At 61.4% G+C, this 22,842-nt stretch carries 19 protein-coding genes; 10 read left to right on the forward strand and 9 right to left on the reverse strand.

Translation table 11 applies throughout. From position 1 onward, the window contains the following. Window position 1: 1 nt before the first annotated feature. From adeC to CFE47_RS12865, 3 genes are read right to left on the reverse strand one after another with little or no spacing between them, the layout of a single operon-like run. The gene (gene adeC / locus CFE47_RS12855; protein WP_286837506.1) at window positions 2-1,459 is read right to left on the reverse strand and encodes an AdeC/AdeK/OprM family multidrug efflux complex outer membrane factor; all 1,458 of its coding nucleotides are present in this window, start codon (window positions 1,457-1,459) and stop codon (window positions 2-4) included. Continuing rightward, complete coding sequence (locus CFE47_RS12860) at window positions 1,456-4,617, reverse strand: efflux RND transporter permease subunit (RefSeq protein ID WP_286837508.1); 3,162 nt, start codon at window positions 4,615-4,617, stop codon at window positions 1,456-1,458. Before CFE47_RS12860 ends, adeC begins: the two co-directional genes overlap by 4 nt. Window positions 4,618-4,620: 3 nt before the next feature. Continuing rightward, window positions 4,621-5,769, reverse strand: a complete 1,149-nt coding sequence (locus tag CFE47_RS12865) for an efflux RND transporter periplasmic adaptor subunit (RefSeq protein ID WP_286837510.1) — start codon at window positions 5,767-5,769, stop codon at window positions 4,621-4,623. Between the two features lie 286 nt (window positions 5,770-6,055). Here CFE47_RS12865 and CFE47_RS12870 point away from each other — a divergent pair, with 286 nt between their 5' ends. After that, entirely contained in the window at window positions 6,056-6,688 is a 633-nt protein-coding gene (locus CFE47_RS12870; RefSeq protein ID WP_185707223.1) for a TetR family transcriptional regulator, read from the forward strand. A 234-nt stretch (window positions 6,689-6,922) separates the two neighbouring features. On the opposite strand, the gene CFE47_RS12875 is transcribed toward CFE47_RS12870, so the two are convergent. Genes CFE47_RS12875 through CFE47_RS12885 form a run of 3 tightly spaced genes read right to left on the reverse strand, consistent with a single transcriptional unit; the run spans window position 6,923 to window position 9,513 of the window. Continuing rightward, window positions 6,923-7,978, reverse strand: coding sequence for an alkene reductase (locus tag CFE47_RS12875; RefSeq protein WP_286837512.1), 1,056 nt, complete (start codon window positions 7,976-7,978; stop codon window positions 6,923-6,925). A gap of 28 nt (window positions 7,979-8,006) precedes the next feature. Further along, complete coding sequence (locus tag CFE47_RS12880) at window positions 8,007-9,173, reverse strand: MFS transporter (RefSeq protein WP_286837514.1); 1,167 nt, start codon at window positions 9,171-9,173, stop codon at window positions 8,007-8,009. 13 nt (window positions 9,174-9,186) lie between these two features. After that, entirely contained in the window at window positions 9,187-9,513 is a 327-nt protein-coding gene (locus tag CFE47_RS12885) for an ArsR/SmtB family transcription factor (RefSeq protein ID WP_286837516.1), read from the reverse strand. Between the two features lie 154 nt (window positions 9,514-9,667). On the opposite strand from CFE47_RS12885, the gene CFE47_RS12890 reads away from it, so the two are divergent. Further along, window positions 9,668-10,252: an acyl carrier protein phosphodiesterase gene (locus tag CFE47_RS12890; RefSeq protein ID WP_286837517.1), complete on the forward strand. Its 585-nt coding sequence runs from the start codon at window positions 9,668-9,670 to the stop codon at window positions 10,250-10,252. 41 nt (window positions 10,253-10,293) lie between these two features. Here CFE47_RS12890 and CFE47_RS12895 read toward each other — a convergent pair whose 3' ends face one another. Both CFE47_RS12895 and olsB read right to left on the reverse strand, forming a co-directional pair. Then, the gene (locus CFE47_RS12895; protein WP_286837519.1) at window positions 10,294-11,085 is read right to left on the reverse strand and encodes a lysophospholipid acyltransferase family protein; all 792 of its coding nucleotides are present in this window, start codon (window positions 11,083-11,085) and stop codon (window positions 10,294-10,296) included. Further along, the gene (gene olsB, locus CFE47_RS12900; RefSeq protein WP_003172415.1) at window positions 11,085-11,840 is read right to left on the reverse strand and encodes an L-ornithine N(alpha)-acyltransferase; all 756 of its coding nucleotides are present in this window, start codon (window positions 11,838-11,840) and stop codon (window positions 11,085-11,087) included. Before olsB ends, CFE47_RS12895 begins: the two co-directional genes overlap by 1 nt. Before the next feature lie 185 nt (window positions 11,841-12,025). Between olsB and CFE47_RS12905 the strand changes: the two genes are divergently transcribed. The 8 genes from CFE47_RS12905 to CFE47_RS12940 all read left to right on the forward strand — a co-directional run bounded on the left by CFE47_RS12905 (window position 12,026) and on the right by CFE47_RS12940 (window position 20,196). Then, the gene (locus CFE47_RS12905; protein WP_286837521.1) at window positions 12,026-13,099 is read left to right on the forward strand and encodes a serine hydrolase domain-containing protein; all 1,074 of its coding nucleotides are present in this window, start codon (window positions 12,026-12,028) and stop codon (window positions 13,097-13,099) included. Next, the gene (locus CFE47_RS12910) at window positions 13,096-13,410 is read left to right on the forward strand and encodes an amidase (RefSeq protein ID WP_286837522.1); all 315 of its coding nucleotides are present in this window, start codon (window positions 13,096-13,098) and stop codon (window positions 13,408-13,410) included. The genes CFE47_RS12905 and CFE47_RS12910 overlap by 4 nt, the downstream gene beginning before the upstream one ends. 132 nt (window positions 13,411-13,542) lie before the next feature. After that, complete coding sequence (locus tag CFE47_RS12915) at window positions 13,543-14,718, forward strand: M20 aminoacylase family protein (RefSeq protein ID WP_286837524.1); 1,176 nt, start codon at window positions 13,543-13,545, stop codon at window positions 14,716-14,718. A gap of 60 nt (window positions 14,719-14,778) precedes the next feature. Continuing rightward, complete coding sequence (locus tag CFE47_RS12920) at window positions 14,779-16,089, forward strand: citrate-proton symporter (protein ID WP_286837526.1); 1,311 nt, start codon at window positions 14,779-14,781, stop codon at window positions 16,087-16,089. Next, window positions 16,086-17,528, forward strand: a complete 1,443-nt coding sequence (locus tag CFE47_RS12925) for an amidase (RefSeq protein WP_286837528.1) — start codon at window positions 16,086-16,088, stop codon at window positions 17,526-17,528. The genes CFE47_RS12920 and CFE47_RS12925 overlap by 4 nt, the downstream gene beginning before the upstream one ends. A 64-nt stretch (window positions 17,529-17,592) precedes the next feature. Further along, window positions 17,593-18,354, forward strand: a complete 762-nt coding sequence (locus CFE47_RS12930) for a helix-turn-helix domain-containing protein (protein ID WP_286837530.1) — start codon at window positions 17,593-17,595, stop codon at window positions 18,352-18,354. Between the two features lie 103 nt (window positions 18,355-18,457). Next, the gene (locus tag CFE47_RS12935; protein ID WP_286837532.1) at window positions 18,458-19,036 is read left to right on the forward strand and encodes a YceI family protein; all 579 of its coding nucleotides are present in this window, start codon (window positions 18,458-18,460) and stop codon (window positions 19,034-19,036) included. 2 nt (window positions 19,037-19,038) lie between these two features. Then, window positions 19,039-20,196, forward strand: coding sequence for a phospholipase D-like domain-containing protein (locus CFE47_RS12940; RefSeq protein ID WP_286837534.1), 1,158 nt, complete (start codon window positions 19,039-19,041; stop codon window positions 20,194-20,196). Window positions 20,197-20,343: 147 nt separating this feature from the next. Here the strand turns inward: CFE47_RS12940 and bglX are convergent, their stop codons facing one another. Further along, a complete protein-coding gene (bglX, locus tag CFE47_RS12945) occupies window positions 20,344-22,635 on the reverse strand; it encodes a beta-glucosidase BglX (RefSeq protein WP_286837536.1) in 2,292 nt (763 codons plus the stop codon). Window positions 22,636-22,842 lie beyond the last annotated feature (207 nt).

Raw genomic sequence — 22,842 nt, forward strand, 5'->3', positions numbered from 1 at the left:
ATCAGAACAACTTCAGCGCCGGTGCTTCTTCTTTCAACGGCTCGTTCTTCGCAGTCTGCTCGCTCCAGCCACCGCCGAGGGCCTTGTACAGGTTGACCTCGCTGGTGAGCTGCGCCAGGCGGTCGGTGATCAGCGATTGCTGGGCACTGAACAGTTGGCGCTGGGCGTCGAGGAACGTCAGGTTGCTGTCGACACCAATGCGATAGCGACGCTCGGCCAGGCGGTAGTAGTCCTGGTTGGCGGCGACGAAACCACGTTGCGCTTCCAGTTGCTGCTTGTAGGTTTCACGTGAGGCGAGGCCGTCCGAGACTTCCTGGAAGCCGGTCTGGATCGCTTTCTCGTAGTTCGCCACGTTGATCTCTTTCTGGATCTTCGAGTAGTCCAGGCTGGCCCGCAGGCTGCCGGCGTTGAAGATCGGGATGTTGATCTGCGGGGCGAACGACCAGGTGCCCGAGCCGCCTTTGAACAGGCCGCCCAAGGTTGGGCTCGCGGTACCGGCACTGGCCGTCAGGCTGATGCTCGGGAAGAACGCTGCACGCGCCGCGCCGATGTTGGCGTTGGCGGCCTTGAGGTTGTACTCGGCCTGAATGATGTCGGGACGACGTTGCAGCAGGTCCGATGGCAACCCGGCCGGCACTTCGCTGAGCAGGTTATCCGACAGCGGCTGGCTGGCGATATTCGCCGGCAGGCCAGTGCCCAGCAGCAGGGTCAGGCTGTTCTCGTCCTGGGCGACCTGGCGGGTGTAGCGCGCCAGGGCAACCCGGGCGTTTTCCACCGAGGTACGCGCCTGGCTGAGATCGAGGGCCGAGGCCACGCCCACTTCGTTGCTGCGCGAGGTCAGCTTGTAGCTCTGCTCGTAGGCACCCAGGGTGTCCTGGGTGAGCTTGAGCAGCTCTTTGTCGGCCTGCCAGGTCAGGTAGGCGTTGGCCACGCTGGCCACCAGGCTGATCTGGGTACTGCGGCGTGCTTCTTCAGTGGCGAAGTACTTTTGCAGGGCTTCTTCACTCAAGCTGCGTACGCGACCGAACAGGTCCAGCTCATACGAGCTGATACCAAGGCCAGCCGAATATTGGCTGGTGATGGTCGACTCGCCGGTCTGTGACAGCTTGGCCGGAGTACGCGAACGGCTACCGCTGCCCGTGGCCGATACGGCCGGGAACAGGTCGGCACGCTGGATCTGGTACTGCGCCGCGTAGGCGTCGATGTTCAGGGCCGCGACACGCAGGTCACGGTTGTTCACCAGCGCCGTCTGGATCAGCTGTTGCAGGGCAGGGTCATGGAAAAACTGCTTCCAGCCTTGCTCGACAGCGGCCTGGCTCGGCGCCTGGGCCGACGAATACGCCGGCCCCTGCGGGAACTGGGCGGCCACCGGCGCCTCAGGGCGCTGATAGTCAGGTATCAGCGAGCAGCCACTGAGCACGAATGCCGTGACGGCTAAGGAAAGGAGCGACTTGCTCATTGGCCAGCCTCTTTAGGAGTTTCAGTAGTTTCAGTCTTTTTGCGCTCGCCAGCGGAGGACACGGTCGCAAAGAACAGCGGCACCCAGAAGATCGCCAAGACAGTGGCCGTGATCATACCGCCAATTACGCCGGTACCGATGGCGTGCTGGCTGCCCGAGCCGGCACCGCTGGAAATTGCCAGCGGCAGTACACCAAGCATGAACGCCATGGACGTCATGATGATCGGACGCAGGCGCATACGGGACGCCTCGATGGCTGCTTCGACGATGCCCTTGCCTTGTTCGTGGAGTTCTTTGGCGAACTCCACGATCAAGATGGCGTTCTTCGCTGCCAGGCCCACCGTTACCAGCAAGCCCACCTGGAAGAACACGTCGTTGGACAGCCCGCGCAGGCTGGTGGCGATCAATGCACCGATCACGCCCAGTGGGACCACCAGGATTACTGCGATCGGGATCGACCAGCTTTCGTACAGTGCCGCGAGGCACAGGAACACTACCAGCAGCGACAGGGCGTACAGCGCAGGTGCCTGGGAGCCGGACAGACGCTCTTCGTACGACAGACCGGTCCACGCATAACCGACGCCAGCCGGCAGGTCCTTGGCAATCCGCTCGACTTCCGCCATCGCGTCACCGGTACTGTAGCCAGGTGCCGGGGTACCGAGGATTTCCATCGCCGCTACACCGTTGTAACGCGAGAGCTTGGGCGAACCGTAGATCCACTTGCCCGACGAGATGGCCGACAGCGGCACCATCTTCCCGGAGGTGCTGCGCACGTACCATTTGTCGAGGTCTTCCGGCGACATCCGGCTGGCGGCATCACCCTGTACATACACCTTCTTCACACGACCACGGTCGATGAAGTCGTTGACGTAACTACCACCCAAGGCAATCGCCAGGGTGCTCTGGATGTCTGACAGGCTGATGCCTTGGGCGCTGGCCTTCTCGTCGTCAACGGTCAGCTCGTACTGCGGCTCATCGTTCACGCCGTTGGGGCGCACACCCGCCAGGATCTTGCTTTGTGCGGCGGCACCGAGGAACTGGTTGCGTGCAGCCATCAGCTTCTCGTGGCCGACGCCACCCTGGTCTTGCAGGAACACGTCGAAACCCGTGGCGTTACCCAGTTCCAGAACCGAAGGCGGCACGATGGCAAATACCATGGCGTCCTTGAAGGCCCCGAAGAAGTAACCCTGGGCACGCTTGGCCACTTCGAATACCGACATGGACGAATCACGTTCATCCCATGGCTTGAGCATCACGAACGCCAGGCCCGAACTCTGGCCACGACCGGCGAAGTTAAAGCCGTTCACGGTGAATACCGACTTCACAGCCTTGCCTTCGCCCGGCTCACCTTCCTTGTCGTTCAACAAGAAGGCGCGCATATCATCGATGACTTTCTGCGTACGTTCAGCCGAAGAACCCACCGGTGTCTGAACCTGGGCAAAGATCACACCCTGGTCTTCCTCTGGCAGGAACGCGCTTGGAATACGGGTGAACATCCAGATCATGCCAGCCAGGATCAGCGTGTAGACCAGGAATGCCGGGATCTTGTGCTTGATCATGTTGCCCACGCCGCGCTCGTAGCTCAGTACGCCACGGTCGAAGGTGCGGTTGAACCAGCCGAAGAAACCACGCTTGGGTTGGCCGTGCTTCTCGGGGTCGATTGGCTTGAGCATGGTGGCGCACAGGGCCGGGGTGAAGATCAGGGCAACCAGTACCGACAACGCCATCGCCGAAACAATGGTGATCGAGAACTGACGGTAGATTACACCCGTGGAGCCGCCGAAGAACGCCATCGGCAGCAGTACCGCCGACAGTACCAGCGCGATACCCACGAGGGCGCCCTGGATCTGGCCCATGGACTTGACCGTCGCCTCCTTGGGCGACAAGTGCTCCTCGGCCATTACCCGCTCGACGTTTTCCACCACAACGATGGCGTCGTCCACCAGCAAGCCGATGGCCAGGATCATGCCGAACATGGTCAGGGTATTGATGGTAAAACCGAACGCCGCCAGGATGCCGAAGGTACCCAGCAATACCACCGGAACCGTCATGGTGGTGATGATGGTGGCGCGGAAGTTCTGCAGGAACAGGAACATCACCAGGAACACCAGCACGATCGCTTCGACCAGGGTGTGTACTACACCGGAGATCGATTCGGTGACCACAGGCGTGGTGTCATATGGCACCACTGCCTTCATGCCAGGCGGGAAGAACGGTTCCAGGGAGGCCACGGTTTCACGGATGGCCTTCGCTGTGTCGAGGGCGTTGGCGCCAGCTGCCAGCTTGATCGCCATACCGGATGCCGGCTTGCCGTTGAACTGCGCACTGATGCTGTAGTTCTGGCCGCCCAGTTCGATACGGGAAACGTCACGCAGGCGGACCTGCGAGCCATCGGTGTTGACCTTCAGCAGGATCTTGCCGAACTCTTCGGCGCTTTGCAGACGGGTCTTGCCGATGATGGTGGCGTTGAGCTGAGTGCCGGGCAGGGCTGGCAAGCCACCCAGTTGACCGGTGGCCACCTGGACGTTCTGTGCCGCGATGGCGCTGCTGACGTCTACCGGGGTCAACTGGTAGTTGTTCAGCTTGGCCGGGTCGAGCCAGATACGCATGGCGTACTGCGAACCGAACACCTGGAAGTCACCTACACCCGCGGTACGGGAAATCGGGTCCTGGATGTTGGACACGATGTAGTTGGAGAGGTCGTCCTTGGTCATGCTGCCGTCTTCCGACACCAGGCCAATCACCATCAGGAAGTTCTTCACCGACTTGGTCACGCGGATACCCTGCTGCTGCACTTCTTGCGGCAGCAGTGGGGTCGCCAGGTTCAGCTTGTTCTGCACCTGAACCTGGGCGATGTCCGGGTTGGTACCCTGGTTGAACGTCGCGGTGATGGTCATGCTGCCGTCGGAGTTACTGTCCGAGGCGACATAACGCAGGTTGTCGATACCGTTGAGCTGTTGCTCGATGACCTGTACCACGGTGTCCTGCACGGTTTGTGCAGACGCGCCTGGGTAGGTCACCTGGATATCAATGGCGGTTGGCGCAATGGCCGGGTATTGGTTGATGGGCAACTTCAGGATCGACAGTGCCCCGACCAGCATGATCACCAGGGCAATTACCCAGGCGAAAATGGGACGGTCGATAAAAAATTTCGACATGGGTTACTCCCCCTGGCCAGCAGCGGCGGCAGGAGCAGGAGCAGAACCGGCAGGTTTGGCGTTGTCGGCGTCCTTGACCTTGACTTCGATGCCCGGCTTGATGAATTGCAGGCCTTCGGTGATCACGCGGTCACCGGCTTTAAGGCCATCTTCCACCAGCCAGTAGGCGCCGGAAGTGCGGTTGGCAACCAGTTGACGCTGTTCGACCTTGTTGTCCTTGTTCACCACCAGTGCGGTTGGAATGCCCTTGATGTCGCGGGTCACGCCTTGCTGCGGTGCCAGGATGGCCTTGCTGTTCACACCGGCTTGCAACTGGGCGTGTACGAACATGCCCGGCAGCAGGGTGTGGTCAGGGTTGGGGAACACGGCGCGCAGGGTCACGGAGCCGGTGGTCTGGTCAACCGAGACTTCGGAGAACTCCAGCTTGCCGTCCAGCTTGTAGGCACTGCCGTCTTCCAGGGTCAGCTTGACCTTGGCGGCATTTTCACCGGCTTTTTCCAGTTGGCCGCTTTCCAGGTCGCGGCGCAGCTTCAGCATTTCGGCCGAGGACTGCGTGACGTCGACGTAGATCGGGTCCAGTTGCTGGATCACGGCCATGGCATCGGTCTGGCCGTTGCTGACCAGTGCGCCTTCGGTTACCGAAGAACGGCCGATACGCCCGGAGATCGGCGCGAACACTTTGGTGTAGCGCACGTTGATCTGGGCGGACTGCAGGTTGGCTTCGGCGGTCATGCGGTTGGCGACGGCGGTGTCGTATTCCTGGCGGCTGACGGCTTGCTCATCGACCAACTGCTTGTAGCGGTCGGTGATGGACTTGGTCTGGGTCAGGCTGGCTTGTGCGCTTTTGAGGGTGGCGTCATACACCGACGGGTCGATCTGGTAGAGCTGTTGCCCTTCCTTCACGTCGCCGCCTTCCTTGAACAGGCGCTTGAGAATGATGCCGTTGACCTGAGGACGAACTTCCGCGATGCGGTAGGCCGTGGTGCGGCCTGGCAGCTCGGACGTCAGGGTAAAGGCTTGCGGTTGAATGGTGACCACGCCGACCTGAGGTGTTTGAGCGGGCGGAGCCGCTTCTTCCTTTTTACATCCGCTGAGCAGCGATGCCAGGGCGACGGCAGTGACCAGAGCGGTAACAGCTGGCTTAAGTTGCATGAAGATCCTCGGGTCAGGCGCGCAGAGTGCGCACAAGAAGTGTGGAAGGGTAAAAAACAAGCTGTGAGTGGATAAGTAGCTTGCTACGCAATATACTTACGTTCATGGTTGTTTGTAAACTCTTGACAGGCTTCGCGGAATGTTGACAAAGCAACGCCCAAAGCCTCGATTCCATTACGTTCGGTACCCATGACGGTGCCGTCCCACAAATATTCGGATGATCGTTAGCCGCTATTAATTCTGCGTTAACAATAGTCCCAAGTGTCCTGATTGAGGTTTTACTGCCATGGTTCGTCGCACCAAAGAGGAAGCTCAGGAAACGCGAAGCCAAATTCTCGAAGCCGCCGAACAGGCCTTTTACGAGCGCGGTGTTGCGCGGACCACGCTGGCGGAAATCGCTGCGTTGGCGGGCGTGACGCGTGGGGCTATCTATTGGCATTTCAGCAACAAGTCCGATTTGCTCCAGGCGTTGCTCGACACGCTGCATGAACCCCTGGATGAATTGGCCCGGGCGAGTGAGAGCGAGGATGAAGTCGACCCGCTGGGCTGCATGCGCAAGCTGTTGATTCATTTGTTCCATCAAGTGGCCCTGGACCCGAAAACCCGGCGCATCAACGAGATCTTGTTTCATAAGTGCGAATTCACCGATGAAATGTGCGACATGCGCCGCCAGCGCCAGACCCACAGCCAGGAATGCAACCTGCGCATCGGCCTGACATTGCGTAACGCGGTCCATCGCGGGCAACTCCCGGAAAATCTCGACACCACCCGTGGTGCGGTGTGTATTCATGCCTACATCAACGGGCTGATTGGCCAGTGGCTGCTGGTGCCTGACAGCTTCAAGCTGCACCAGGAGGCAGAACGCTGGGTTGATGCCGGGCTGGACATGCTGCGCCTGAGCCCTAGCCTGCGCAATTAAGACAAAATGCGTAATTGCATCATGTTGTGTCAACAGTAAAGACCAGAGACAGTCAATCGTCCCTATGCCTGATTGGTGGGGTGACTTTATATACGGGCTGGCGGGCGGTTGATAGGTAGCCGCCTAAGTATTTTGTAGCGATATTGTTGCAAGGCTGTGAAGGAGTGTTTCCCGCAGCCCAAGAAAAAGCCCCGGTCATTGTGAGCCGGGGCTTTTTCGTTTCAGCGGGTTACGTCAGATCGCCAATGTCGGGTAGTCGATATAACCGACCGGGCCTTTGCCGTAGAAGGTTTCCGGGTGGGCTTCGTTCAGCGGCGCATCGGCTTTCAAACGCGCCGGCAGGTCCGGGTTGGCAATGAACGGCACGCCAAATGCCACTGCATCTGCCTTGCCCGCCGCCAGCCAGGCGTTGGCGCTGTCCTTGGTGAAGCGTTCGTTGGCGATGTACACGCCGCCGAAGGCTTTTTTCAGCTGTGGGCCGAGGCTGTCAGCGCCTTCCTTCTCGCGGGAGCAGATGAACGCGATGCCTCGCTTGCCCAACTCACTGGCCACGTAGGTGAAGGTTTCCGCCAGGTTGTCGTCACCCATGTCATGGGCGTCGGCACGCGGTGCCAAGTGCACGCCCACACGACCGGCGCCCCAGACTTCGATGGCCGCGTCGGTCACTTCCAGCAGCAGGCGCGCACGGTTTTCCAGCGAGCCGCCGTAGTTGTCGGTGCGGTGGTTGGTGCTGCTTTGCAGGAACTGGTCGAGCAGGTAGCCGTTGGCACCGTGGATTTCCACGCCGTCGAAGCCAGCGGCTTTGGCGTTCTCGGCACCGGTGCGATAGGCGTCGATGATGTCGGCGATTTCAGCAGTTTCCAGGGCGCGCGGTGTCGGGTAGTCGGCCAGTGGGCGAACCAGGCTGACGTGGCCTTTGGCTTGGATCGCGCTCGGGGCAACCGGGGCTTCGCCGTTCAGGTAGGACTCATGGGAGATCCGGCCAACGTGCCACAGTTGCAGGAAGATCTTGCCGCCTGCGCCGTGAATTGCTTTGGTCACGTTGGCCCAGCCGCGTACCTGGTCGTTGGACCAGATGCCCGGGGTGTCCGGGTAGCCCACGCCCAGCGGCGTCACGGAGGTGGCTTCGCTGAGGATCAGCCCGGCGGAAGCACGTTGCACGTAGTACTCGGCCATCAGCGCGTTGGGCACGCGGCCGGCATCAGCGCGGCAGCGGGTCAGCGGCGCCATGATGATGCGGTTCGACAGTTCCAGGTCGCCCAGTTTGATTGGATCGAAAATAGTCGTCATGGGAAAACACCTTTGTCTTTGAAGTGGATCAGTTGGTCGCAGGGGCCAGGTCGGCATCGCCGCCCTGACGGAAAGTAATCAGGGTTACCAGCAGCGCAAGAATCGCCAGGGCGCCAGCGGCCAATGGCACGCTGGTCAGGCCGAAGCCGTGGGCAATCACCGTGCCGCCCACCCAGGCGCCGAGGGCGTTGCCGATGTTGAAAGCGCCGATGTTCAGGGTCGACACCAGGTTCGGCGCGGCCTTGCCGAAGGTCACCACGTTGATCTGCAGCGCAGGCACGGCGGCAAACGCGGCGGTGGCCCACAGGAATAGGGTGATTTCGGTCGGAATGATCGCAACGCTGGTCCAGGTCAGGGCCGTGGAAACCACCGCCATGCTGATGAACACGCCGATCAAGGTGGCTGCCAGGCGCTTGTCCGCCAGCTTGCCGCCGATGATGTTGCCCAGGGTCAGGCCCAGGCCGATCAACAGCAGGGTCCAGGTCACGCCGTTTGGCGATACGCCGGTGACATCGCCGAGCAACGGGGCGACATAGGTGAAAAGGGTGAACATCGACGCGGAGAACAACGCGGTCATGGTCAGCGACAACCAGATACCGGCCCCTTTGAGCGCGGCCAGTTCGGCGCGCATGTCGAGTTTTTCTTCATCACGCTTGGCCGGCAGGAAGCGGATCAGGCCGATCAGGGCCACCACCCCAATTACCGTCACGGCCCAGAAGGTCGAGCGCCAGCCAGCGGCCTGCCCCAGTGCGGTACCCAGCGGCACGCCCAGCACGTTGGCCAAGGTCAAGCCGGTGAACATCAAGGCCACGGCCGAGGCGCGCTTGTTGGCCGGCACCAGGTTGGCGGCGACGACAGAACCAATCCCAAAGAACGCACCGTGGCACAGCGCGGTGACCACACGGGCAAACATCAGCACGTTGTAGTCGCTGGCCAGGGCGCAGAGCAGGTTGCCAATAATGAAGATGCCCATCAACGCTACCAGCGCAGCCTTGCGTGGCAGCTTGGCGGTGGCCAGTGCCATGAACGGTGCGCCGATGGCCACGCCCAGGGCATAGCCGGTGACCAGCCAACCCGCGCCGGGAATCGACACGCCCAAGTCCGCCGCCACATCGGGTAACAGGCCCATGATGACGAACTCGGTGGTGCCGATGGCGAAGGCGCTCAGGGCCAGTATGAGTAGCGAGAGGGGCATTATCGTTTCCTTGTTACAGCGGTTCGCTGATTTCAGTGCTGAGCTCTGTGATGAGTGCATCGAGGAACGCTTGGATGGTGTCCTCGTTGCGTTTGAAAAAGTGCCACTGCCCGGCCTTCTGGCTGCTGATCAAGCCTGCGCGTTGCAGGGTGGCCAGGTGGGCCGACACGGTCGACTGGGACAAGCCGCAGCGCTGGTCGATCTGCCCGGCGCAGATGCCGTATTCGTGGTTGTGCAATTGCTCGGGGAATTGCACTTTCGGGTCTTTCAGCCAGTTGAGGATGTCTCGCCGTACTGGGTGCGCCAGGGCTTTTATTATTTCGTCGAGGTCGATGGACATGGCAGATGCTCGGTGTCTTGAAGCGTTATATCGCGATGAAGCGAACCTTAAATCGTTATATCCCGATATACCAATATGAATTTGGTCTTAATCCAGATTAAATCGGTATATCGGGTTATAACGATACGTTGACGGCAGTGCTAAACTGCGCGCCATGAATTATCTCGCACATCTGCACCTGGGCGGCCAACTTCCTGCGCAATTGCTGGGCAGCCTGTATGGTGACTTCGTCAAAGGCCGCCTGCAGGGCCAGTTCAACCCGCAAATCGAGGCGGCGATCCAGTTGCATCGGGCCATCGACCGCTTTACCGACAGCCACCCGTTGGTGGGGGAGGCGTTGTCGCGCTTCAGCCTGACCCGCAGACGTTATGCCGGAATCGTCCTCGACGTGTTTTTCGACCATTGCCTGGCGCGGGATTGGGCGTTGTATGCCGACCAGCCGCTGGAGCGCTTCACCTCGCAGGTGTACCGCGTGCTGGCCGCTGAACCGCAGTTGCCGGGGCGGTTGGCGCAGATTGCGCCGTGGATGGCGGCGGATGATTGGTTAGGGTCTTACCGCGAGTTTGCGGTGATGGAGCAGGTACTGCGGGGGATTTCGCGGAGGCTGACGCAGCCGCAGGAGTTGGGGTTTGCGATGCAGGAATTGCGCGAGTTGTATGAGCCGTTGAGTGAAGATTTCCGGGTCTTCTACCCCGAACTGCAAGCCTTCGCACAAAGCCATCTGATCACTGAGATCTAAATGTGGGAGCAGGCAAGCCAGCTCCCACATTTGAATGGTGTTCAGGCGGCAAATGCAGGTCGAGCATCCACCTGCTCTGCCTCCGGCACCGGCCCAAACAACGCCTTCTGCACCGCCTGCTGCGCTTGATACGCCAGCGCCGCACGCTCCTGCCCGGCACAGGCAATCGGCTTGAGCACATGAATCTCCACATCGCCCTGGTCATTGGCAAACAGGCGCATCAGGTGCGAGAGCAAATCATCATCGCCAATAAACGGCGCCAGTGGGTCGACCTGGCCATCGCGCAGGTAACGGATCGCCACCGGTTGCAGCGCTACGTCTGCATCAATCGCACTGGCCAACAAACGCCCATGGAAGGTGCGCAGGCTGCGCCCATCGGTGGTGGTGCCTTCGGGGAACATCAGCAGCGGGTGCTGTTGTTCCAGGTGACGGGTCATCTGCTTGCGGATCAACTGGCTATCGCCTGAACCACGGCGGATAAACAAACTGCCAGCCTTGGCCGCCAACCAACCGGCCACCGGCCAGGTGCGCACTTCGGCCTTGGACAAAAACGACATCGGCGCAACGGCGCCCAGCAATGGAATATCGGTCCACGACACGTGATTGCTCACCCACAGCATCGGCTGCGTTGGCAACTCACCGTGTACCGTCACGCGAAAGGGCAGGGCATTGGTCAGGCGCGCCATGAAAAATCGCGACCAGCGCTGGCGACGCACCATCGAGTTGGCAATGCCCAGGCGCTCAAACACTCCAAACACGCTGGCCATGCTCAAGCCCAGCGCCACCACCAACAGCACGCGGGCAATGCGCCCGTACACCCGCAGGCGGCTCATCACATTGCAGCCTTGAAGTGGCGCGCATAACGCGGGCACAACTCGTCGCGCTTGAGCAGGATGAACACGTCGGCCACTTGGAAATCTTCATCCCAGCACGGCTCGCCGCAGATCTTCGCACCCAGGCGCATGTAGGCCTTGAGCAGTGGCGGCATTTCTGCGATCACGTTGGACGGCAGGTCCAGCGCCGGCAATGGCTTTTTCGGTTCGGCGCGCAGGTGTTCGTTGCACAGGTAGCGTTCACGCAGGCGCTGCATGATCGCGTGGGCCTGGATGCCGCCGTCGTGCATCGGAATGCTCGCGCAGCCCATCAGGTAGCTGTAGCCGCCTTGGTTCAGCACTTCGGCCAATTCGCCCCACAACACGGCGATGGTGCCGCCGTTGCGGTAGGCCGGGTCGACGCAGGTGCGGCCGATTTCCAGGATCGGGCCTTGCAGGTGGAGCAAGCCATGCAAGCTGAATTCTTCTTCGCTGTAGAACCGGCCCAAGGTGCTGGCAGCCTGGTGATCGAGCAAACGGGTGGTGGCCACCAAGCGACCGCTGTTCAAGTCCCGCACGCCGATGTGGCTGCAGTGAACATCATAGTCATCCATGTCCAGACCCAGTTCCGCGCCTTTCAGTTTGGCGTTGAATTCGCCGCTGAACACGTTGAACCGCAGGGCCTGGGCTTCCTGCAACGCCTGTGCGCCAACCAGGCGTTCGGCTTGCAGACGGCGTTCATTGCCGGTGTCGCTGATGCGGGCGATCTGAGTCATAGCGAGTCTCCGAGTGCCGGCCACGATTTCGGCCGGTCGACTTTGTTGTCCAAAGTCAGGCTATGGAGGCCCGGTGTCATCTCCATGAAGTTATGGTGACGCTTGGATGACAGCCCTCTTGTCGCAAATCTGTCATCACCCTCGGCTAGGCTCGCGGGCTTGAATGCCCCCTTGAGTCTGCGTCCATGGTCAGAGGCCTGTTGTGTGTTGCCCTGCTGTTCGTCACCGTTAGTGCCCACGCCGAAACCTGGCCTGACAAAGATTGGGCCAAAGGCACCGCACTCTCTGACCCTGCCGTTGATGCCCTGAATGCCTACGCTTTCCCGCCGCGTGATGACACTACCCGCCAAGGCGTCCGCACCGATGCGTTGCTGGTGATCCGTGATGGCGAGATCATTTACGAACGCTACGCGTCACCGACCACCGCCAGCACGCCGCACCTGACCTGGTCCGTCAGCAAAAGCCTGATGGCCACCGTGTTGGGGGTGGCCTACGGTGAAAACCGCTTCAAGCTGACCGACCCCGCTGCACGCTTTTACCCACCGATGAAGCAACACCCGAAGGTCACCATGGGCGATTTGCTGCACTGGGCCTCGGGCCTCGACTGGCAGGAAGACTATGAGTTCGCGCCGCTGAAATCCTCGGTGGTGGCGATGCTCTACACCCGTGGCCGCAACGACATGGCCGAGTTCGCAGCAGACACCGAGGCCGCCAGCGCACCGGGCCAGACCTTCCGATACTCCAGCGGTGACAGCAATATCCTGTCCGCCACCCTTAAAGGCATGCTCGGCCATAAGGCTTATATGAGCTACCCGTGGGATGCGCTGTTCAAGCCGTTGGGCATACGCAGCGCTACGTGGGAAACCGATGCCGATGAAACGTTCGTTGCCTCGTCCTACGCCTACCTCACTGCCCGCGACTTGGCCCGCGTGGGCCTATTGATGGCGCGCGACGGTCGATGGGGCGAGCAGCAGTTGTTGCCTAAAGAATGGGTCGCCTTCAATCGCGAACCTTTCGCCAACTACAGAGCCGGTCAGGATGAAGCCGTGCCGGGCGGTCAGTGGTGGCTCAATAAAGGCGCCCCGAGACCCTGGCCCGACGCCCCCGGCGACACCCTCGCCGCGCTCGGCCACTGGGGCCAGGCATTGTTCGTGATGCCCGCCGAACACCTGGTCATCGTGCGCTACGGCGACGACCGCGACGGCAGCTACCGCCATAACGACCTGCTCAAACGCGTGCTCGCGGCGGTGCAACCATGATCCGTCGCCGGCCGTTTACCAGTGTGTTTCTACTATTGATCATCGCCCTGTTGGGTTGGACATGGCACGAGCGCGTCAACCTGCAAGCCTTCCCCGACATCATTGCGGCGTATACGGCCAAGGAATATTGCTCGTGTCGCTATGTCGAGAACAATCCGGCTGAGTATTGCCGGGGGTACGTGAAGCAATACGTGCCCACCAGTGCGTTCAGCGATAATCCGGAGCGCAGTGAAGTCACCGCGAGCGGACTCGGGCGTACCCACACCGCACGCTGGCTCGGTGACCGTCACGGTTGTCGCCTCACCCCCTGACACACCTCACCTCCTTTCGCTTGAGGTTCCACCCAGTGGAACCACCTTTGATTGTCCTCTCGCTCACATCGCGGTTAGCTGGCGGTGTGCAGCAAACAAGAACGGGAAGACCCGCCTGTGAGGAGAATCACCATGCGCCCACACCAGCACATCCTGGATTGGCTCAGCGACGTGGCCGGCGATTTGCACGCCGTGCGTCACGACATTCACGCCCATCCCGAACTCGGTTTTGAAGAAAACCGCACCAGCGCCCTGGTTGCGAAATCCCTGAGGGAATGGGGCTACGAGGTTCACACCGGTATCGGCAAGACCGGCGTGGTCGCTGTGCTGCGCAATGGCAGCAGCCCGCGAACCCTGGGCATTCGCGCCGATATGGACGCGTTGCCCATCATCGAAAACACCGGCGCGGCCTACACCAGCCAGCATGCCGGTTGCATGCACGCCTGTGGGCATGACGGTCACACCACCATGCTGCTCGGCGCCGCGCGCTACCTGGCGGCCACGCGGCAATTCGACGGCACGTTGAACCTGATTTTCCAACCCGCCGAAGAAGGCCAGGGCGGCGCCGAAGCCATGCTCGCCGACGGTTTGCTGGAGCGCTTCCCCTGCGATGGCCTGTTCGGCATGCACAACATGCCAGGCTTGCCGGCTGGGCATCTGGGCTTGCGCGTTGGGCCGATGATGGCGTCCCAGGATTTACTCACCGTCACCCTTGAAGGTGTCGGCGGCCATGGCTCCATGCCGCACTTGACGGTAGACCCGCTGGTGGCGGCGGCGAGTATGGTGATGGCGTTGCAGACGGTGGTGGCGCGCAACATCGACACCCAGGAAGCTGCCGTGGTCACGGTCGGCGCGCTGCAAGCAGGACAGGCTGCCAACGTGATTCCTCAAGAAGCGCTGTTGCGTTTGAGCCTGCGCGCACTCAATCCACAAGTGCGCGAGCAGATGCTGGAGCGCGTGTTCGCCATCATCCAGACCCAGGCCGCGAGCTTCGGCTGCACGGTGCAGATCGAACATCGCCCGGCCTACCCGGTGCTGGTCAATCATCCCGAAGAAACCGAGTTCGCCCGTCAGGTCGGCGTGGCCTTGCTCGGTGCGGACGCCGTGGACGGCGACACCCGCACGCTGATGGGCAGCGAAGACTTTGCCTGGATGCTGCAACGCTGCCCCGGCAGCTACCTGTTCATCGGCAATGGCGTGTCACGGCCGATGGTGCACAACCCCGCCTATGACTTCAACGACGACATCCTGCTGACCGGCGCCGCCTATTGGGGCGCGCTGGCCGAGAGCTGGCTCAAGCCTGCCTGACGACCGCCTTTTTTCTGCCGCTGGACCCTTTCCCACGATCGGTTGAATGGAGTGTTCCTCATGCAGACTTCACACACAGGCGTATCCCGCACCCGCCAGGTGGTGGCGGCCGTGATCGGCAATGCGCTGGAATGGTATGACTTCATCGTTTACGGCTTTCTGGCCAGCATCATTGCCCGGCAGTTTTTCCCGTCAGACGATGAATACGCTTCGTTGCTGATGGCCCTGGCCACCTTTGGCGTGGGCTTTTTCATGCGCCCGGTGGGCGGGATTTTGCTGGGCATGTATTCCGACCGCAAAGGCCGCAAGGCTGCGATGCAACTGATTATCCGGCTGATGACTGTGTCCATCGCGTTGATCGCCTTCGCGCCGAACTACGCCGCCATCGGCATGGGCGCGCCGATGCTGATCGTGGTGGCGCGCATGCTCCAGGGCTTCGCCACCGGTGGTGAGTACGCCAGCGCCACGGCGTTCCTGGTGGAAAGTGCGCCGGCTCATCGCAAGGGGCTTTACGGCTCCTGGCAGTTGGTAGGGCAGTGCCTGGCGGTGTTTGGCGGGGCGGCGATGGTGGCGATGGTCACGCACTTCTTTTCGCCGCAAACCCTCGACCTGTGGGGCTGGCGTTTGCCGTTTGTGTTTGGCTTGCTGATCGGCCCGGTGGGGCTGTGGATTCGCCGGCACATGGAAGACCCGGAAGAATTCATCGAGGCACGCAAGCAAGCCACCGGCCCGGCACCGAGCCTGATGCAAGTGGTGCGCGAGCATCGGCGCAGCATCCTGCTATCCATGGGCCTGGCCTGCGGCGCGACGGTGTCGTTTTACGTGGTGTTGGTGAACATGCCGACCTTCGCGCACAAGAGCCTCGACCTGCCGCTGGACCAGGTATTGATGGTGCAGATGTTGGCGGTGGCGCTGATGACCGTGGTGATCCCGCTGTCGGGCATGTTGTCGGATCGCCTCGGTCGGCGGCCGGTATTGATGGCGTTCACCCTGGCGTTTTTTGTGATGGTCTACCCGCTGTACGTGTGGGTAGCCGCCGCACCTTCCATCGAGCGTTTGCTGGTGATGCAGGTGATGCTGTGCACGGCCATCGGCGGGTTCTTCGGCCCGGCACCCACCGCGTTGGCCGAGCAGTTTCCCATCGAAGTGCGCTCGACCGGCGTGTCGGTCGCCTATAACGTAGCGGTCATGGTATTTGGTGGTTTCGCGCCGTTGATCGTTACCTGGCTGACCAAAGTACTGGGCACGCCGGTGGCGCCATCCTTCTACGTGCTGTTTGCTTGCGTGCTCACGCTATTGGGCACCTACTGCATGCAGGAGGCTCCGCGGGCCAAGAGGCCGCAGCCGTTTTCAAGTGAGGTGAAGCCTTGAGTATTGTTGATTGGGATGCCAGTGAGCTGTCGCGGGCGATTCATGCGCGGCAGGTCTCGTGCGAAGACGTGATGCGGGCGTACCTGGCGCAGATCCAGCGTTTCAACCCAGGAGTGAATGCGCTGGTGTCGCTGCGCGATGCCGACGAGGTGCTGGCCGAGGCGCGGGCCTGTGATCGTGAGTTGGATCAAGGCCGGTCACGTGGCTGGATGCATGGCATGCCCCAGGCGATCAAGGACCTGGCGGCCACCAAGGGCTTGCGTACCACATTGGGTTCGCCGTTGTTCGCCGAACATGTGCCCACTGAAGATGCCATCAGCGTGGCGCGGGTACGGGCCAGCGGCGCGATCATCATCGGCAAGACCAACGTGCCGGAGTTCGGCCTGGGTTCGCAAACCTACAACAGCCTGTTCGGCACTACCGGCAACGCCTACGACCCGCGTCTCGTCGCGGGCGGCAGCAGCGGCGGGGCGGCGGTGGCCTTGGCGCTGCGCATGCTGCCGGTGGCCGATGGCAGCGACATGATGGGTTCTTTGCGCAACCCAGCAGCGTTCAACAATGTGTTTGGCCTACGCCCGTCCCAAGGCCGTGTGCCGTATGGGCCGACGCCGGAATTGTTTGTGCAGCAACTGGGCACCGAAGGCCCGATGGGGCGCAGCGTGACGGATGTGGCGCGGTTGCTGAGCATCCAGGCGGGATATGACCCACGCGTGCCATTGTCATCCAAGGACGATCCGGCAGTGCTGGGCCAGCCCTTGCAGCGTGACTTCAAGGGCGCACGCCTGGGCTGGCTGGGGGATTACAACGGCTACCTGCCGATGGACGACGGCGTGTTGAGCCTGTGCGAATCGGCCCTCGGCGATTTCGTCACGTTGGGCTGCGAAGTGGAAAGTTGCCAGCCCGAGTTTTCCATGGCGCGCCTGTGGCGCAGTTGGTTGGTGCATCGCCATTGGCTGGTGCACGGTAACCTCGGCGCCGCCTATGCGAACCCGCAAAAGCGCACGCAGCTCAAGCCCGAGGCGCAATGGGAAGTGGAGGGTGGCCTGGGCTTGAGTGCCCAGCAGGTGTACCAGGCGTCGGTGGACCGCAGCGAGTGGTATCGCGCGTTGGCCAAACTGTTCGAACGTTACGATTTCCTGCTGTTGCCTACCGCCCAAGTGTTCCCTTTCGATGCACAACACGCCTGGCCACGCCTCGTCGGTGGGCGCGAAATGGACACCTATCACCGTTGGATGGAAGTGGTGATCGGTCCGACCCTGGCCGGTTTGCCGAGCATGAGTATCCCGGTGGGCTTCAACCCCCAAGGCCTGCCCATGGGCGTGCAGATCATCGGCCCGGCCCAGGCGGACCGTGCGGTGCTGCAATTGGCCTACGCCCACGAACAGCTGACGCAATGGGTGCAGCGTCGACCACCGGACTGCCTTGAATCGACAGGTTGATGCACGACCGGGCCTGTATCTTGCTGTGAAAAATGATCATCCACCGGCATCAGGGAGATCGAACATGGCCGACACAGGCACCGTACGCTCGGTTGAGCGCGCACTAGCAATTGTCGAGTTGCTGGGCGAGCACCAGGCCTTGGGGCTGGAGGAACTGCATTACCTCACGCATTTACCCAAGGCCACCGTGTCGCGCATGTTGCTCACGTTGCAGGATCAAGGCTGGGTCTACCGTGGCCTGAGCGACCGGCGTTACCGTCTGCGTGCCCGGCGCTTGTTCGGCGACACGCAGCAACGCTTCAAGCGCCAAATGGTGGAAAGCGCGGCGCCCTGGCTATTGGAACTCAGCGAGCGCACCGGGCTGGTGGTGGATTTGTCCTGCTTTGACGGCGAGCGCCTGGAAGTCATGGAAAGTGCGATCCCCGGCGTGCTGCGCAAGCTCTATCCCAATAACTGCCAGATCGTCGGCCAGCACGCCAGCCTGTTTCATTCGGCGATGGGCAAGGCGTGCCTCACGCAATTGCCGGCAGAAGAAGTGCAGCGTCTGGCGGGCAGGGAGCACGTGGCGGCGGATGAGCAATACCGTGCTTGCGAGCAAAGCCAGCACCAAGGGTTTGGCCAGCGGACAGAGGGGTATTGGGAATACCCGGTGCGGCTGCCGTTCCTGATACGCGCCGTGGCGTTGCCGGTACGGGCCAATGGGCGATTGGTGGGGAGCATGGCGCTGCATTGGCCAATGCACCAGGCGCCGGTGGAGCGGGTGTTGAGCTTGCACATGGCAAGCTTGGAGCAGACGGTGCGAGAGGTGCAGCAAGCACTGATCTAAAAGCATCCCCCAGCTCCCACACAAACCCTATCCCACATTGGATTTGCGCCGCTTGTTGGATTGCGCTTAAGGTTCGTGCAGGTTTTTCGCCCCACGAGTCTTTATGTCAATCAAACCCCTGGCCTTCGCCCTGCTGGCCGCCGCTGCCGTGCCAGCCCATGCCGACTGGTACCTGGATAACGAATCCTCACGCCTGTCGTTCGTCACCACCAAGAACACCGAGATCGCCGAAGTGCAGCGCTTTTTGGTGTTGCACGGCAAGGTCGACAGCAAAGGCGCAGCGCAGTTGGAAGTGGAGCTGGAGTCGGTCAACAGTGGCGTCCCGCTGCGTGACGAACGCATGCGCAATGAGCTGTTCGAGATCAAGACCTTCCCCGATGCGCTGATCAATGCGCAAATCAATCTGCAACCCATCAATGACCTGGCCCCCGGCGCGCAATTGGAGTTGCGTTTGCCATTGAGCGTCACCCTGCACGGCAAGACTCAAACCTACAGCGCCGAGCTGCTGGCCACGCGCCTGGATGACCGGCGTTTCCAGGTCGTGACCCTGGAGCCGGTGGTGCTGCATGCCGAGGATTTTGACCTGGCGCCAGGCGTGGCCACGTTGCGCAAGGCCGCCGGTTTGGCGTCCATCAGTCTGTCGGTGCCGGTGGGTGCGGTGCTGATCTTCACGGCGCGCTGAGCATGGCCGGCGCGGTGTTCCCGTGGCGCAGCGTCAACCGTTTCGAGTTGTTGATCGACGGGCCGAGCTTCTTCCCGCAGATGCTGGTGGACATTGCCCGCGCCGAGCGGCAAGTCGAGTTGGAGTTGTACCTGGTGGAAGCGGGTGCCTGTGCCGAGGCCCTGGTGCAGGCACTGGTACTTGCCGCCGAGCGTGGTGTGCAGGTGCGTTGCTTGTTCGATGACTATGGCAGCCTGGCGTTTAGCCTTGGGCTGCGCAAGCGCTTGACTGACGCCGGCGTGGAGCTGCGTTTCTACAATCGCCTGAGGTTGCGCCGCTGGATGCGCAACCTGTACCGCGACCACCGCAAGCTGTTGCTGGTCGATCAGCACGTCGCCTTTGTGGGCGGCACCGGCGTCACCGATGAGTTCTGGACGCCGGGCCAGGACACCGCCGACTGGCATGAAGTGATGGTGCAAATCAGCGGGCCCTTGGTGCTGGACTGGCAGGCGCTGTTCGACCGCCAGTGGCATGCCAACGCCGCCCGCCGGGAGTGGAAACCCGCCACCCGTTTCGGCCTCTCGCGCTTGCCCAAGATGCCCGCCACCGGACCGGGACTTGGGCGTGTCGCCTATGCCGACGCCCGCCAGCACCGCGACATCCTGCAGTCGCTGATCCGTGCATTAAACAGTGGCCAGCAACGTATCTGGCTGGCGACTCCGTACTTCCTGCCAACCTGGGGCGTTCGCCGTGCGTTGCGTCGAGCAGCGGGGCGCGGTGTGGATGTGCGGTTGTTGCTTACTGGCCCGCGCACCGATCATCCGTCTGTGCGTTATGCCGGGCACCGTTACTACCCGCGCCTGCTGCGTTCGGGGGTGCAGATTTTTGAATACCAGCCGTGCTTCCTGCACCTGAAAATGGTGCTGGTGGATGATTGGGTCAGCGTGGGGTCATGCAATTTCGATCATTGGAATTTGCGTTTCAACCTGGACGCCAACCTGGAGGCGTTGGACCCGCCATTGACGCAGGCAGTGGCGGGCAGTTTCGAGCGAGATTTTGCGCAGAGCCTGGCGGTGAGCCTGGAGGCATGGCAGGCGCGGCCGTTGTGGCGGCGGGTGAAGCAGCGGGTGTGGGGGTGGATTGATCGGTTGGTGGTTAACCTGTTGGATCGACGCGGCTAGCAAGAACACCACGAATCAAATGTGGGAGCTGGGCTTGTGTGGGAGCTGGCTGGCCTGCGATGGCATCACCTCGGTATGACTGAAACACTGAGGTGATGCCATCGCAGGCAAGCCAGCTTCCACACTGACCGCGTTTACAACTTTAGATCAGAGCAATTCAAACGTCTGCTGCTGCACATCCTGGGAGTCCAACCCAATCTGCACATTGAACTCACCCGGTTCCGCCGCGTACTTGAGCTGGGTGTTGTAGAACTTCAAGTCTTCCTCGGTGATGGTGAAGTGCAACGTGCGCTCTTCGCCAGCCTTGAGCATGACCTTCTGGAAGTTCTTCAGCTCCTTGATCGGGCGGATCATCGAGCCGGCCACGTCCTGGATATACAACTGCACCACGGTTTCGCCATCGACCTTGCCGGTGTTGGCCACGGTCACGCTGGCGTCGAGCTTGCCGGTCTTGTTCAGGGTGGTGGACGACAGCGCCATGTCCGACAGGGTGAACGTGGTGTAGCTCAGGCCGTAACCAAACGGGAACAGCGGCCCGGTGACGTCATCGAAGTACTGCGAGGTGTAGTTGCCCGGCTTGCCTGGGGTGAACGGGCGGCCGATGGTCAGGTGGTTGTAGTAGGTCGGAATCTGCCCCACCGAACGTGGGAAGGTGATCGGCAGCTTGCCCGATGGGTTGTAGTCACCAAACAACACGTCGGCGATGGCGTTGCCGCCTTCGGTGCCGGCGAACCAGGTTTCCAGGATCGCGTCGGCCTGTTGGTTCTCTTCCAGAATCGACAGCGGACGGCCGTTCATCAGCACCAGCACCAGCGGTTTGCCGGTGGCCTTGAGGGCCTTGATCAGGTCGCGCTGGCTTTGCGGGATGTTCAGGTCGGTGCGGCTGGAGGACTCGTGGGACATGCCACGGGACTCGCCCACGGCGGCCACGATCACGTCGGCATCCTTGGCGGCTTTTACCGCTTCATCAATCAGCACTTGCGGCGCACGGGTGTCATCCACCACTTCCGGCGCATCGAAATTGAGGAAGTTGAGGTAATCGACCACGGCCTTGTCGTTGGTGATGTTGGCACCACGGGCGTAGATCACTTTGCCCTTTTCACCGATCACCGCGTTCAAGCCGTCCAGCAGGGTCACCGACTGCGCAGGCTTACCGGCGGCCGCCCAACTGCCCATCATGTCGATGGGGGCCTTGGCCAGCGGGCCGACCAGGGCGATGGTCGCGGATTTTTTCAGCGGCAGGGTGTTGTTCTGGTTTTTCAGCAGTACCAGGCTGCGGCGTGCGATATCGCGAGCGTCGGCACGGTGCAGGCGGCTGTCGGCGTAGGTGTCGACCGGGTCATCTTCAGCCTTGCCGATGCGCAGGTACGGGTCCTTGAACAGGCCCATGTCGTACTTGGCGCCGAGCACTTCGCGCACGGCATTGTCGATGTCGCTCTGTTCGATCTCGCCGGACTTGAGCAGCCCCGGCAATTCCTTGCCATACAGCGAGTCGTTCATGCTCATGTCAATGCCGGCCTTGATCGCGAGCTTGGCGGCTTCACGCCCGTCCTTGGCCACACCGTGCTTGATCAGCTCGAAGATAGCGCCATGGTCGCTCACAGCCAGGCCCTTGAAGCCCCAGTCCTTGCGGAGCAGGTCGTTCATCAGCCAGGTGTTGGCGGTGGCGGGTACGCCGTTGATCGAGTTCAACGCCACCATCACGCCGCCGGAACCGGCCTTGATCGCCGCGTGGTACGGCGGCAGGTAGTCCTGGTACATCTTGACCGGGCTCATGTCGACCACGTTGTAGTCGCGACCGCCTTCCACCGCGCCATACAGGGCGAAGTGCTTGACGCTGGCCATGATGCTGTCGGCATTGGCCGGGCTTGCGCCCTGGAACGCCTTGACCATGACTTCGGCGATACGCGAGACGAGGTAGGTGTCTTCACCGAAGCCTTCGGAGGTGCGGCCCCAGCGCGGGTCGCGGGAGATGTCGACCATCGGCGCGAAGGTGATGTCGAGGCTGTCGGCGGCGGCTTCCTGGGCGGCGATGCGCCCGGAGCGGCCGATGGCGTCCATGTCCCAGCTGGAGGCCAGCGCCAGGCTGATTGGGAAGATAGTGCGGTGGCCGTGGATCACGTCGTAGGCGAAGAACATCGGGATCTTCAAGCGGCTGCGCATGGCCGCGTCCTGCATTGGACGGTTTTCCGGGCGGGTGATGGAGTTGAACGTGCCGCCGATGCGGCCAGCGGCGATTTCCTTGCGGATCAGCTCGCGGGGCATTTCGGGGCCGATGCTGATCAGGCGCAATTGGCCGATCTTTTCATCGAGGGTCATTTGCTTGAGCAGGTCGCTGACAAAGGCGTCCTTGTCTTTAAGCGCAGCAGGCTTTGTTTCTGCCCATACGGGGTGACTGGCCAGAGTGGCAACAAGGCCGAGCAAACACAGCTTTTTCATGAATATCCTTTTTCGGCTCACTGCACAGCGAAAATGCGCTGCTCTGCCAAAATGTGGGGAACATATGTTGTTGTTCGAGTGTTATTGCAGAAAATGCACCACACTTCTGAACTCTTATTTGTGCTGGGCATCTTTTTAGCTGATTGATCTGATGCAATCCAGTCGCGGCAGCGGATTATGCCTTACCGTTGCCAAATTCCATCAAGG

Source organism: Pseudomonas sp. PGPPP1 (assembly GCF_002255865.1).
Classification (GTDB): domain Bacteria; phylum Pseudomonadota; class Gammaproteobacteria; order Pseudomonadales; family Pseudomonadaceae; genus Aquipseudomonas; species Aquipseudomonas cremoris.